8 protein-coding genes are annotated in these 14,028 nt (G+C 55.4%); 2 read left to right on the top strand and 6 right to left on the bottom strand.

Features of this window, described 5'->3' with window-relative positions; all coding sequences use genetic code 11:
* Positions 1–467: 467 nt before the first annotated feature.
* The 6 genes from FH603_RS00400 to FH603_RS00375 form a co-directional block, all read right to left on the bottom strand.
* Positions 468–3,182: a bifunctional YncE family protein/alkaline phosphatase family protein gene (locus tag FH603_RS00400; protein WP_186734907.1), complete on the bottom strand. Its 2,715-nt coding sequence runs from the start codon at positions 3,180–3,182 to the stop codon at positions 468–470.
* 530 nt (positions 3,183–3,712) lie between these two features.
* The gene (locus tag FH603_RS00395; RefSeq protein ID WP_186734905.1) at positions 3,713–4,285 is read right to left on the bottom strand and encodes a hypothetical protein; all 573 of its coding nucleotides are present in this window, start codon (positions 4,283–4,285) and stop codon (positions 3,713–3,715) included.
* Positions 4,286–4,332: 47 nt separating this feature from the next.
* Positions 4,333–6,702 carry a TonB-dependent receptor gene (locus tag FH603_RS00390; protein ID WP_342355202.1) on the bottom strand — a complete coding sequence of 790 codons (2,370 nt, stop codon included), beginning with the start codon at positions 6,700–6,702 and terminating at the stop codon, positions 4,333–4,335.
* Positions 6,703–6,846: 144 nt separating this feature from the next.
* Complete coding sequence (gene holA, locus FH603_RS00385; RefSeq protein WP_186734901.1) at positions 6,847–7,881, bottom strand: DNA polymerase III subunit delta; 1,035 nt, start codon at positions 7,879–7,881, stop codon at positions 6,847–6,849.
* Between the two features lie 164 nt (positions 7,882–8,045).
* Positions 8,046–8,645 carry an acyl carrier protein phosphodiesterase gene (locus FH603_RS00380; RefSeq protein WP_186734899.1) on the bottom strand — a complete coding sequence of 200 codons (600 nt, stop codon included), beginning with the start codon at positions 8,643–8,645 and terminating at the stop codon, positions 8,046–8,048.
* A complete protein-coding gene (locus FH603_RS00375; RefSeq protein ID WP_186734897.1) occupies positions 8,642–9,202 on the bottom strand; it encodes a deoxycytidylate deaminase in 561 nt (186 codons plus the stop codon). Before FH603_RS00375 ends, FH603_RS00380 begins: the two co-directional genes overlap by 4 nt.
* 258 nt (positions 9,203–9,460) lie before the next feature.
* Here FH603_RS00375 and FH603_RS00370 point away from each other — a divergent pair, with 258 nt between their 5' ends.
* Together FH603_RS00370 and FH603_RS00365 are read left to right on the top strand one after the other, a co-directional pair.
* Entirely contained in the window at positions 9,461–10,420 is a 960-nt protein-coding gene (locus FH603_RS00370; RefSeq protein ID WP_186734895.1) for a UTP--glucose-1-phosphate uridylyltransferase, read from the top strand.
* Between the two features lie 72 nt (positions 10,421–10,492).
* Complete coding sequence (locus FH603_RS00365) at positions 10,493–13,858, top strand: UTP--glucose-1-phosphate uridylyltransferase (RefSeq protein ID WP_186734893.1); 3,366 nt, start codon at positions 10,493–10,495, stop codon at positions 13,856–13,858.
* The last annotated feature ends 170 nt before the right edge of the window (positions 13,859–14,028 follow it).

Here is a 14,028-nt window from a genome sequence, read left to right as displayed (position 1 = left end):
ACAGCAGCCCATTCGGGCTGCTGTTTTTGTTAACGACAAACATGAGTCATCCCGAATTTTAACGATTCGTTATACCGGATGACCTTACCCACAAAGCTGCCTGGTTACGGCACATCTGCGGGGGCGTGGCATTGGGTCAGGGGACGTATTGTCGGTGTAGATCTCCAGCCTTGGTCAGTTAGCCCGGTAAGGGCGACCTGTCACTAGTTGGTAGCGCTCCTTTCTTGTCTAAAGCGCCGTAGGTGCGACCTAACTGAACTGGATTAGGTCGCACCTACGGTGCTTTACGGGGCTAGCCCTCCTTTCTTTTCTATTGACAGGTCGCCCCTACCGGGCTTTTCTGTAAGAAAAAAACGTAGGTCAACGTACCTGACACCACGCCTAATACCCTTGTTTTCATGCTGGACCTTAAAAAGATAGCGACTTTTAAAATTCAGGATGACTCATGTTAGTGACGTAGACGTTGTCTAGTGCAGACCGGCTTTCGGGTAAGGCTTATTTCCCCGCGCCCAGAACCACAAAATCCGATTCATGAGGTCGTCCTCGCCCGTATCGATGCCTTCATCAGACTGCTCCACCGACTCCCGGGCGTACTCTAAGGCCCGTCCGCGCAGCACCGACAGCGGTTTATTCATTTCGTCTAACGGAACCCGGTTGGGCAGGGCGGTATAGGGTGCCTGGTCCGGTTTGTTGACGAAGCAGTCGAACATAGGCAGGGCGGTTGCATCGATGACATTCATAGGCGGCAGGCCCAGAATCTGCTCAATGGTCCGGACCATCGACGTCTGGTTGTAGTTGGTTCGTACCGTCCGCCGAAGCCGCGAGTAGGGACTGATCACGAACCCCGTTGTTCGGTAGGCCGAGATATGGTCCCAGCCCGCCTGCGAGTCGTCTTCGGTGATAAAAATAACCGTGCTAGCCGCAAAGCGGCTGCGACTGACAGCCTCTACGATCCGCCCAACGGCCAGGTCGTTGTCAGCGACCATGGCCCGGGGCGTCGGAAAAGCGGGACTCATGCCGGCCGTATGATCGTTGGGCAGCGACATGACCATCAGGTTCGGCCACTCATCGCCGGGGCGGGCGGCTGTTTCGTTCAACTCCCGGATGAAGGCATCGGCCCGCATCTGGTCGTTGATCACTTCATCGTTACAGCCCGGAAAATCCATCGCCAGAATCGGGCGCACCCGCGATATGGTTGTGGTGTTGGTATACGAAAATGGCTGACCCGCCTGCCGCATGCGGTATAGCTTCTGCCAGTCATACTGTTTTTTATCGAACTGGCAGGTGCAGGCTTCCCCGTAGATACGCACGGTTTTGCCGTGGTCGAGGGCGTTGTTCCAGATCATGCCCTTCTTGTTATAAACCAGCGCATCGTAGAGGACATGGGGATAAGACCGGAACCAGCCGCGCACACTCTTTTCTGTATAATCGGTAACCATGGCGGCATCGACCCAGTGGTGCCCTTCGGCCGATGACTTGCCCGATGCATAGTAATTGTCCATCAGCAGATACTCCCGCGCCAGCCGATGCTGATTGGGCGTTATACTGTCGCCAAAAACACATAGCGACGCCATCCCCCGCCCTTCTGGCATGTCGCCCAGTACCTGATCGTAGGTGCGGTTTTCCTTGATGATATACAGGACGTGTTTAAATACCGATGGTTCGCCGATGCGCTCCGGAAGGGGTACCGGTTTGGCGTTGGGGCGCGGCAGGCGCTCGGCCAGTGCGAGCCGGAATTGCTGACTCAGCCGGCGTACGCGCTGGGTATAGTCGGCCAGCGTCCGATCGTCGGGTACGGGAATGATGGATAAGGTGGCCAGCTGCCGATGGGGCGTAAAGGCTTTCTGGTCGGGGTTAAGGCCCGGCCCGCGACTACCCGACTCTACCAGTGTGGCGATGCGGGCTCCGGTGCCTTCAAGGTTGGCGACGTACAGGTCGCGGCCGAGTAGCAGGATGCCAGCCGGGTAGGCCTGAGTGGGAATATAGCCCCGCACCCGGCTGCGCGGCCCGGTGGAGGTCCCATCTGTAACCAGCGACACGACTGCCAGGGCATTGTCCAGGCCGTTGGCTACGTAGAGCGTGGTACCCGCCGAATCAAGGGCCAGAGCGTTGGGCGTACTGCCAATATAGGGATTGTCACGACCAAACAGACCCACGGCAATAGAGTCGGTCACCTGCTTCGTCTGCACATCGATGACCGATACATAATCACTATTCCCGTTGGCTACGTAAAGAAGTCGCTCGTCCGGGCTGCTGATGATTGCGTTCGGATGCAGTCCTACCGCTACTTCTGCGTCGACAGAGCCCTGGGCCAGATCGATAACCGAGACAGAGCCGCGCGAAATGGCTCCCGTGCGGGGATCGACATAGGCACTCCCCCAGGGAACACCCGCCGTTTCGGCTTGGGCACGCTGCGTTGTATCCATGCCGGACGTATCCACGCCGGGCACATCCATGCGGGGCACATCCATGCCGGGAACTGGTCCGGCCCAGTTCGTGACGAAGGCGCGGTTACCGGCGAAGGCGACACTGTAGGGAGCAACGCCGGTTGGTACCGTCCAGAGGATCTGGCGGTCGGCAAATCGAACTTTGGCGAGTTGGTTATTCCCGTTTAATACCACATACAAAAAATAGGCGCTCCCCTCCTTCCGAACCGCCACATCGTTGGGCAGCGACAGGGGCGACGGAGCCACCGGCGCAAAGGTCAACAGCTCGACCCGGCTGATTTTACCCTTCGCAAGCGTGGCAATTACGACCCCGGACTTACCCTTCTCCCGCTCCGAAGCACCCCAGACGAGGTAGGTCTGCCCATTGTCGACGAAGGCTTCGATACCCGAAAAAGTGCTCATCAGGGACTTGGTTTCGGGCGCATCGCGCAGGCTCCAGCGGTACGTAATTTTCCGGCTGGCGCGGTCGAGAATGGCAATACCATACCGGTCTTCGATAACGACCTGATTTCCGCCGGGTAGGGGTATCAGGTCGAGTGCGTGGTTCTCCAGTGTGTTATCGCCGTAGAGCAGGCTGGTTCCGGCCCCATCGATCAGCCGATTATAGGGCATGGCCAGCGGCAGACTATCGGCCAGTGTGCGCTTATCGGCACGGGTCCGGTAGGCTTTTTTCTGGGCCGACGCTGCCAGCGTCAGCGCCATGAACAGGGCAAGGAGAAAAAGTCGATTTACCATCGTCAACGAAGCATAGCGTTTGGACGAAGGTAACAGCCATCGGTAAACCAACCGATATGAGTCGACGGAAAAATGGGGGTTTGCCGCTTCAGAACCCGGCAGAGAAATGGAATAAAGAGGAAGGGCAATCGATCGGGCTTACCGGCCGGTCTTTACGTAGCTGACAATTGAAGTAAATACGATATCTACTATACAAAAGGCGGTATAAAGATTAAAAACAGGGAGAATAGCTATTATCTGAACATCGGTCTTCGTTACGCCCTCCATATCGTCAAGCTTCCCGAAGGCAAGTGCGCCGGGGAGCAACACGACAATCATTGGCAATAAATATAACCACAGAATAAAAGTTAGAACGTCCATTGTCAGGTATGTATGGGTAAACATCTGTGTTTTGGACTAACTATTCGGAAGGGGTCACATGACTCTGTTCAATTTTCCCCGTTGATTTCTTATAAACGAAGAAGCCCGACTTAGTATAGATCGGGCTTCTTCGTTACAGAATCAGTTCTGATACTTACCAAACAGCGGAATTAATTGATCAGCACATTGAATTCGGTATCCAGGTCTGACGTACCGGGGGCTGCGGTACCATTTTTCGCGTTGGGCTGGTGACGTAGGACAAGTCTTAGCTTGCCACTTCCGGCGGCTCCCGTACGTACCTGCGTCGTTAAGCCGATGGGATATGGACCGGGCGCGGGATTTGTATCGGTATCCGTTGACATCACAGTCAGGGAAGCCGGCGAACCGGTGGCTGGCGTGAACGTATACACCAGCAAGTGTTCATTGCCTTCTGTCTTCACCTCGGCCGACACATCGAGTGTGGGCGTTTTGGTCTTATCCAGCAGCGTAACGGCACCCGTGTACGTTGTGTTGACCCTCAGATTCAGCGTGGCGTTGGTAAGATCCGCACTTGTGTTCAGATTTTCGATCGTAGCGGTCACCGTTTGTACGGGCGTTGTCTGACTGGTAAGCGTCAGTGTGGCTGTTGTGATGGCTTCGTTATCGTCTGTGGGGGTCACATTTTCCTCATCGGTAGTATTACAGGCTCCAGCCAGCATAGCTACCGGAATAAGCAGGAGAAACGACTTTGTCAATAAATTCATAGCGTCAACAGGTTATATAGGTGAATAAAAAAAGAAACAAAAAGCAATTACAACCCAAGTGGCAGTTTAAGTTTTAGTATCAGGTTCCGACCGGGCTCATCGGCGAAATACCGGAACCGGTCCAGGTAATCGCGGTAGGCGCGGTTGAACAGGTTCGTACCGGTCAGGATAACCGTCAGTGGCCGATGAATGACCCGCCACGCAAATCCAACCTCGGCACCCACCAGTGAATAAGCTGCCGGTGGCGGAGCAAAATCACCGGTGAAAATTACCTGCCCGTTCTCCTGCCGCTGGGTAACGGCCGGTACCCGGTTCTGCCGGGCCACGTAATTATGAGTGAGACTTACATACAGGCCGGATAGGCGTTTCCGGGCAGATGCTTCCATCTGACCCACCGCGTAACGCAGGCTGTTATCGGTCCGGTTGGGCGGAATATAGACCAGGTAGCTGTGGTTGGTTCGATCGTAGGCAAACAGGATCGACGTTCTGGAACTGAGCGTAAGCCGATCGGTGAGTTTATACCGGATCGTGGCGTCGACTCCCCGGAAGCTGGCCAGCACCTGGCTGTAGGAGTAGGCCGGAAAAGTACCCCGTTGCCGCACGATCGGCACTGAATCCGGCTTGAGGTAGATATAATTATCGATCTGGTTCGTATACAGGCCGATGTCGGCATAGAAGCGCTGACCGGTGTACTCAAGGGAAAGATTTGTATTTAGCGCCTGTTCGGGCTTTAAGTCTGGATTGCCCCGTTCGTAGGCCACGGCGCTCTGGTGTAGCCCATCGGAATATAAATCGCTGACGTTTGGGGCTCGCCAGGCCGTGCTCAAATTGCCCGACACCGTCAGGTGTTGATTGGCCTGGTACGTAACTCCCAGCGAACCGGTCGTATTGCGCCAGTCTCGGGTACGGGCCGTGACGGCATTCGTCGACTCATCGAGGAAGAAAGCCCGCAGCCACCGATAATCATACCGGATGCCCGCTTCGACAGTCCAGCGGGCAGTGGCATACCGCTCCATAGCGAAGACCCCCAGGCCATAGTTACGGTAGTTGGGAATCAGAAACAGAAACCGCCGGACGTTGCCCTGGGTGATGCCGCTCAGGCCCACACTACCCGATAGTTGCCCCCTACCCGCCAGTTTAACCGGCTCCTGTTCCCAAACCAGGTCAGCCGTTTGGGTCACCAGTTTCAGGTACAGCTCCGGGTCCGTCGATCGGCTGAAAGCCAGCACGTCGTACTCCCGCCGAACATTCTGCTGCCGGGCTATGGTAACCGTCACCGTTCCCCACCGTTCTGAACGCAGAAACGCCCGGAATTTGAGCAGGTCATGCTGTACATGCTGATAAGGTCGTCCCAGATCATAGGAAAACCCCGGTTGGCTCAGTGGCTCGGGCCGGGCAATAGCCGCGTAAAAGTCGGCCAGACTTCCTACCTGCGCACCCGTAAACAACCCAACGTGGGTATTGAACTGAGAATAGAAAACCTCCGCCCCCCCCCGACGCCGGTTGTAGGCAACGGTGCCCGAAAGATTATTTTCCCGGTAGCTGCTGTTTTCCAGGTAATAGTCCGGTGTTCGGGCGTAGCCAACCCGTTTCAGCGTACCCTGCAAGCGCCAGCTTAAGCCGGCTATCTGCTTCAATGCCTGCTCGATATAACCCGATACAACGCCCTGACCACCGTTTGTGCCAGCCACCACGTTCACTTCGCCCCCAAAACCAGGCGACGAAGGCATTGCTTTGGGCTCCACCAGAATTACTCCTCCAATAGCATCGGAACCGTAGCGGATACTGGCGGCTCCTTTTATGACTGTCAGCCGGGTGGCCAGAAAGGGATCGATCTGCGGAGCGTGTTCGCTACCCCATTGCTGGTCTTCCTGCCGCACACCATTGTTGAGCGTTACGATCCGGTTGCTGTACAAGCCATGAATCACCGGCTTTGAAATAGACGGGCCTGTTTGAACAGCGTATAGACCGGGCAGTCCTTTCAGGCTTTCGCCCAGCGACTGTCCGCGGGTAGCATCAAGGGCACTGCCGCTCAGCGCCGTCTGCACCTGAAGCAGCTTCTGGGCTTCTGAGCGCCGGTCTGTTACAATAACTTCCTGTAAGGTCTGGTTGTCGACGGGCAGCGCAACAGCCGCCATCGTCACGACCGAATCGGAGCCAACGGTAACCGGTTGTGACAGGCTCTTGTAGCCCAGGAACTGATACTCCACGGTGTAGTTGCCGGGGCAAACACCCGATAGCCGAAAGTAGCCGGCCGTATCGGCAACCGCCCCGGTCGTTAGTTGTCGGATGGTTACGGTAGCCCCGGTAAGCGGTTTATAGGTATCTGCCGATAGAATCCGGCCGGCCAGCACGGTTGTACAGGCCGTTTGGGCCCGGCACATCGGCCTACTACCAGCCAGCAGTCCAACTATCACTCCTATTTTCCAACTACCCCGCATGACTCTTTGTGTGCCTTAACGTATCCGTTTCTACAACTTCCTTTATGCAACTAAGTTGCAATAATAGCAAAAAGTTTGGACTTTACGGATAGGCAGACGGGAAGCCGTTCGGGAATCTGATCAATGGAGCACTTCGAATACCAGTTCGCGGAGGATATCGCCTTCGGTCATGGTCGGCGCATCGATGCCTTTACTGCGGGCATCGGCCACCCGGATGGCGTGTAAAATAGCGGCAACTTTAGCCAGCGGGAAAGTACGGGCTGCCGACAGGTAATCTTTCACGAAGAACGGGTTTACCCCCAGAAGCGGGGCCAGTCCTTTGTCGGTCTGGTCCTTGCTTGCCTGCACCTGCAATACCTTACTGAAATAGCCGAACAGCTGCGACAGAATTACTACCAGCGGGTTATCCTTGGGATTGCGGGCGAAATAATCGATGATACGGTTAGCCTTTAGCACATCTCGCTGAACGAGGGCTTTCTGCAACTCAAAGACGTTATATTCTTTACTGATCCCCACCAGACGTTCGACCGTAGCGGCCGAAATTTCCTCGCCAACGTGCAGGTTGATCAGGACTTTATCGATCTCGCTGGCCAGCCGTTTAAGATCATTGCCAATATGATCGGACAGTAGCTGGCAGGCTTTGGGGCTGATTTTAGCCCCCTGCTCGCGACAGTACTCGCCTACCCAGTCGGGTATCTTATTGTCATACAGCTTTTTAACCCCCAGCAGTTTACCTTTCGCGCCAAACGCCTTTACCCATGCTTTACGCTCATCGAGGCCGGGCTTACCATCTTCTTTGGTGTAGCACAACATCAGAATGGTGCTCGACAGCGGGTTGAGTGCATAATCTTCGAGCAGTGTCTGCGCCGATTTGTCGTTAAGGCCAGTTAGTTGCTGGGCTTCTTTAACGAGTACCAGTTGCCGCTCGGCCATGAACGGGTAACGCCGGGCGTAGTTCATGACCGCCCCGATGTCGGTATCTTTCCCGAACAGCACGAACTGGTTGAAGCCGCGCTCTGCAACGGGAACAGCTACTTTTTCCAGTTCGTCGGCGATACGGTCGAGGTAAAATGGCTCATCGCCATGGATAAGGTAAACGGGAGCGATCCGCTTGTTGCGGATGTCTTTAAGCAGGGCGTCGACAGCGGGGATCAAAACGGAACGAACAGGTTGACGTGATTAAACTAAGGTCTGCCTCCTTATCAGAAGAACCGCAAACCCTGTATTCGGTACCCACAAAACTACAATTTTTATCTCAGTTGGAGGCTTCCGGCGCATCACCAAACCAGCCTGCTGCTGTTTACACGCAGGAAAAAGGCTTACCTCCCCAACTCCAGCCGCACCCGTTCGACTTCGGCCACCAGCGCTGGCCAGAACCGGGAGAAGGACTGGCTAATTTCGGCATAATAGCGTTCCAGGTCGATGACTGCCGTATCCAGGCCCGAGGGGAACGCCGTTCGGCGCGAGACGCCTTTCAGCGACCGGTCAATCCCGTCGATCGTTGGGTAATGCCGTATCCAGTCATACTGCACCAGAGCGCCCAGCATCTGCATGGCCGGGTCAGGAAAATGGGTGCTGTTCCGCTGAAGGGTTCCATAATAATACTGCGTGAACGACGCGAGGGACTCCCCGGTGAGTTCAGTAAAATTGGCCGCCAGAAAATGATCGAAGAAAATATCGACCGCTGGCCCCGCGTATTTGTGGCAGCGCGGCCGCAACAGGTCACGCACGGCCGCCACCTCATCGTGATCGTCGGTAAAACTATCGATGGCCCGATGCAGGCGAACACCCGCCACCTCGCCCGGTGTCAGTTCGTGGCGTGGATGGTCTGGGGCACCCTTTACAAAATCGCCCAGAAAATTACCCGCCAGCAAACTATCGTTCCGCCCGGAGAGCCAGCCATGTGCCAGTATATTCATCGGCCCGACTTGTTGACGTTCGCATCCAGGCGTTTGGAAATGGGCGGCTCCGAGAGTAGCGTAACCCCGTTGCCCGGCGCATACCGTTCGACCGTTACCCCAAACCGACGCAGGAAATCAACACCTTCGTCGGACCCGATCCCTTTGTATTCGGCATAGGAGTGAAGGAAAATGACCCGCGCAATTTTCATACTGTAGATAATACGGGCACAGGCGATACAGGGCGACAGGGTTACATAGATGGTGGCACCTTCTACCTCCGACCCATTCTTGGTAGCGTACAGAATGGCATTTTCCTCGGCATGCAAGGCCAGTGAGCACGATCCTTTGGAGTCGCGCGGACAACCGACACCGGGAAATTCTTCGTCGCAGTTGTGCGTACCGGCAGGCGGGCCGTTGTAGCCAATGGATATGATCCGGGTGTCGCGGGTAAGCACCGCCCCCACCTGCGCCTTGATGCAGTGCGACCGTTTGGCCAGGTTTACGGCCAGCTCCATAAAAATGTCGTCGAAGCGGGGGCGCGTATGCGTTACGGGAGTATCTGTGGTGAGTAACATAGCGTAAAGATACAGCGTGAATTGAGCAAAATACTTTGTAGCGGGGAATTGCCACAGCGAACGCAGGCCATGTCCGGGTCATTGACAAGCACCTGGCGGTACCTATTTTTCAGGCGTCGTCCCCTGAAACCTATCTCGTTTACAAGTTTTTACAGCGAACTACCGGCTGTTGCTTACCCCGGGCGATCATCATATAATAAGAAGGTTTGGGTAAACCCGTACCGTGCCCCTATATTCGGTGACTGAATTGTATCCGAAATGAAAGTAAGAAAAGCAGTTATTACCGCAGCCGCTCGTGGAGAGCGGTTATATCCGGTCGCCGACACCATACAGAAAGCCATGCTTCCGGTTATCGATATCGATGGCTTGCACAAACCCGTTATCCAGGCTATTGCCGAAGAAGCTTTTCTGAGCGGTATCGAGGAAATCTGCGTCGTTTGCGCTCCCGGCGATGGCGAACGCTACATCAATGCGTTCACCTCCCTGCGCGACAACCTGGTCAAATCGTACAAGAGTGTCGATTGGGCGCGCGAGGAGGCCGAGAAAATAGACCACCTCATCAGCCGGGTTCAGTTTACTGAGCAGCTTGAGCCGCTTGGGTATGGACATGCGGTCTATTGCGCCAGGGATTTTGTCAATAACGAACCCTTTCTGCTCCTGCTGGGCGACTACCTGTACGTGTCCAACCTGATGACGAAACGGTGTGCGGCCCAGCTGATCGAACTGGCCACCCAGGAGAACTGTTCGGTATCGGCCGTCAACCCAACGATTGAGCACCAGATAGGCCGCTACGGCACGCTTACGGGTAAACATCTGCCCAACATGTCCGGGGTCTACCAGATCGAGAAGATCATTGAAAAACCATCCCTGAGCGTGGCCGAGCTGGAGCTACAGACCTCCGGCCTGCGCGTTGGCTATTACCTGTGTTTCTTTGGTATGCACGTGTTTACGCCCACGGTTTTCGACCTGCTCGAAAAACAGATGGCGCAGCAAACCACGAACATCCTGCTTACCCCTACCCTACAGGCACTGGCCGATAGCGAGAAATACCTGGCGCTGGAAGTAAAAGGAAACCGCTACGACCTGAGTGGGCGGCAGGGCCTGCTGCGGGCACAGGTAGCCCTGGGTCTGGCCGGCGTTGCCCATGACGAAACACTGACCTCTATGGTAGAACTGCTGGCCGAAGCCAATACCCGAAAAGCACAGCTAACGCAGTAAGTACCCACAGGCAGACCTTTCCATAACCAACCAGCGAAGGCTACTCACAGCGCGTCATTAGAAACAGGCAACATGAATATCTTTATAGACACTATTACTTCTGCCGATCCTGCCAAGCGTAATCGATCCTTTTTTGACTTAAGCCGCCAGTTATCTACGCCTACCTTAGTCACCGCTTTACGTGAGCTGGACGATTTCAGAAAGTCGGCACCCAACCTCTACGATAAAGTCAGGGCCATTCTCTTTTTATCGGCGGGTTTTCGCTTCTTCCTGATGGAGTCCCGCGAGATACCGGCTATCGGCAAAATCCCGTACGCTGGTTTTGAGGATCTGCTGGCCCGCCGGTTCGAACAGGCGATCGCTACGTTCCTGCAGGACCTGGACAGGAACGGCCCCAACGCCACCCTGTTTAGTGCCCTGGCCGATAGCTACCACCAGTTGTCGTTTCAGATCCTGGCCGATCAGGTTCGAAAAAGCGTTCGATCCAGCAAAGGCAACCAGTGGATGTTCCGCGTGGGTCATCAGTCCGAACACCCCATTCGCATTCACCCCAAACTGCTTCAGCGCCCGGACAACTCACTTTTCTATCCGATTTTGCACGAACAGACGTCTGTTCGGATGGACCTGACCCATAGCGGCTGGTCTGATATATTCTTCCTGGGGATGGATTATCCCGAAGGGGCGCGCGTGGTCAATATCTCCATCGACCTCGGCGTTTTCGGGCGCGACAAAGATATCCGGCCACCCCTTCATGCCTACGTGCGGGTTATTTCGGAGCCGGTACTCCGCCTGACCAGTGTTGACCTGAACACGACCAAAGATATACATGACCTGGCCGACCTGTTCAACTTCGGGAATGATTACCTGAGCCTGGTCAAAGCCGGGGTTATCGCGTCGGGGTTGATTCCTCCCTCGTTCGAAGGTACGAACCAGTCGCTGGCCGAAATTCTGGCCCGGATCGTAGCGCCCGGTATGGGTATTGAACTCGTCACGAAAGTCAACGATATTCCAAAGGGCTCCCGCTTTGCGGTGTCGACCAACCTGCTGGGCTGTATGATCAGTTTGTTGATGCGGGCTACGGGACAAACGCAAACGCTGGAAGGCGGCCTGCAGGAAAGCGAACGGCGACTGGTGGCTTCCCGGGCAATTTTAGGCGAGTGGATTGGCGGTTCCGGCGGTGGCTGGCAGGACTCCGGGGGCGTTTGGCCCGGCATTAAAGCTATTCAGGGGACATTTGCTCAGGAAGGCGACCCGGAACATGGGATTAGCCGGGGCACGCTCCTGCCCCGCCACCGGGTGTTGCAGGGCGACGAGGTTCACCCCGACATTCAAGAAAAAATCATGAACTCGCTGGTGCTGATGCACGGCGGCATGGCGTCCAACGTCGGCCCGATCCTGGAAATGGTGACCGAGAAGTACCTGCTTCGCGGCAACAACGAATGGGTGGCCCGCCAGCAGACGAATCAGATCTTCGATAATATTCTGGGAGCCATTCAGGAAGGCGACATCAAAAAGCTGGGAGCCAACACGGCCCGCAACTGGGAAGGTCCAATCAAAACGATCATCCCCTGGGCGTCGACCTACTTTACCGAACAGATCATTGCGAAAGCGAAAAAACGCTTTGGCGACGACTACTATGGCTTCCTGATGCTGGGCGGCATGTCGGGCGGGGGTATGGGCATGTTCGTGAACCCCGACCAGTATGAGGCCTACAAAATGCAGGTGCTGGACCTCCTCCGCGAAACGAAAAAGGAGCTTTCCGACTCGCTGCCTTTTGCGATGGAGCCCGTTGTGTATAATTGGAGTATCAACCCCAGAGGCACCTGGGCTAACCTGCAGGAAGGCAACGAGGCACTGATGCCTGAACCGTATTACGGTATCCACGTATCGGAACTGGTACGCAAGGACCCTACGGCCATTCCCTATAACCGGCGGGCCGAAATCGATTATTTCACAACCTACTGCGAACAGAACAACCAGGCCTATCCCCTGCTCCGAACCATCGTCAGCAACCTCTTTAAGGTGTCTGACCCTACGTCGCAGGGCAACCGAAGCACCGAGAATGACAAGGCGGACCAGATCAAGAAAGAGAATGGATTCGATTATATCCAGCACGGCGAAATCCGGGACGAGTTACAAAAGGGCCGCATAGGTCTGTTTCGTAACCGGCTGTCGGCCGAAACAACCATCGAAGACGTTCAGCCAGCCGATATTGTCCAGCTGGAAACACTGGAAAACGCAGCTGAAACCGGGGCAGCCGCCATGCGTCTGGGTAAAGTCGGCGTTATGAGTCTGGCAGCCGGCGTAGGCAGCCGCTGGACCAAAGGGGCAGGTGTGATCAAAGCCATCAATCCGTTTGTCGAACTGGATGGTGAACACCGGAGTTTTCTGGAAATTCACCTTGCCAAAACGCGAAAAGTAGCCGAAACCTACGGGGCTTCTCTCCCACACCTGGTCGCGACGAGTTACCTGACCCATGAGCCGATCCGGCGAAAGCTGGCGCAAACCAACAACTTCGGCTATCAGGGCCCGGCCCTTCTCTCGCCGGGTCGCTCCATTGGCCAGCGGTTTGTGCCGATGGAGCGCGACCTGCGGTTCATGTGGGAAGAAATGCCGCAGGAAACGCTCGACGAGAATAAACAGAAAGTTCGGGATGCGGTGCGCCAGTCGATGATCGCCTGGGCTAAATCGAAAGGGGAAGGTACCGACTATGTCGATAATATTGCGGCCCAGCGGTTCTCACCCCTGGGGCACTGGTATGAAGTATCTAACCTGCTCCGGAATGGCACCCTGGCACAGCTGCTGGCAGCGCATCCAGCGGTAGAAACCATCATGCTTCACAACATCGATACGCTCGGTGCCGATGTCGACCCGGCCGTTCTGGGACACCATCTTGAATCAGGCAATGTGCTCACCTTCGAGGTTGTCCCCCGTCGTATCGAGGATCGTGGGGGTGGACTGGCACGGGTAAATGGCCAGATTCGCCTGCTCGAAGGGTTAGCCCAACCCCGGGAAGAAGACGAACTGAACCTGAGCTATTACAACACGAACACGACCTGGATTCAGATCGATCCGCTGCTCCAGCTATTTGGCCTGACACGCGCCGATCTGCAAACCGGCGACGAAGCGCAACTGGCCAAAGCCGTACGCAGCGTAGCACACCGGATTCCTACCTATGTTACCATCAAAGATGTAAAATACCGCTGGGGACACGGTCAGGAAGACATTTACCCGGTGGCGCAAATTGAAAAATTATGGAGTGATATGTCGGCACTAACCGATATCCAGTGCGGCTACGTTGTGGTACCCCGCTACCGGGGTCAGCAAATGAAAGACCCGGCCCAGTTAGATGCCTGGGTCACCGACGGAAGCAAGGACTACGTAGCATCGTTATGTACGTTTGCAGCCGCCCCGCAACAGGCGATAGATACCCTGTAATTTTTCATATTGGACGGTCTCATCCCGCCCGGAGCAGCCCCATCCTTACCAGATGGGGCTGCTTTTTTACCAGCCATATTCGGGGGCATCGGGGCAGAAATTTAACTCAGGTAACAGCCGACCCCATTCCTGAAGACAGTAATAACCATCCGTCAGACTGATCAAATATC

The organism is Spirosoma utsteinense (assembly GCF_014282275.1).
In the GTDB taxonomy this organism is placed as follows: Bacteria; Bacteroidota; Bacteroidia; order Cytophagales; family Spirosomataceae; genus Spirosoma; species Spirosoma utsteinense.
This window is presented reverse-complemented; position numbering and strand designations above follow the sequence as displayed.

Excerpts from the sequence above, each read along its gene's own strand:
- FH603_RS00400 (WP_186734907.1), bottom strand. The coding sequence starts at position 3,182 with ATGGTAAATCGACTTTTTCTCCTTGCCCTGTTCATGGCGCTGACGCTG.
- FH603_RS00395 (WP_186734905.1), bottom strand. The coding sequence starts at position 4,285 with ATGAATTTATTGACAAAGTCGTTTCTCCTGCTTATTCCGGTAGCTATG.
- FH603_RS00380 (WP_186734899.1), bottom strand. The coding sequence starts at position 8,645 with ATGAATATACTGGCACATGGCTGGCTCTCCGGGCGGAACGATAGTTTG.
- FH603_RS00375 (WP_186734897.1), bottom strand. The coding sequence starts at position 9,202 with ATGTTACTCACCACAGATACTCCCGTAACGCATACGCGCCCCCGCTTC.
- FH603_RS00370 (WP_186734895.1), top strand. The coding sequence starts at position 9,461 with ATGAAAGTAAGAAAAGCAGTTATTACCGCAGCCGCTCGTGGAGAGCGG.
- FH603_RS00365 (WP_186734893.1), top strand. The coding sequence starts at position 10,493 with ATGAATATCTTTATAGACACTATTACTTCTGCCGATCCTGCCAAGCGT.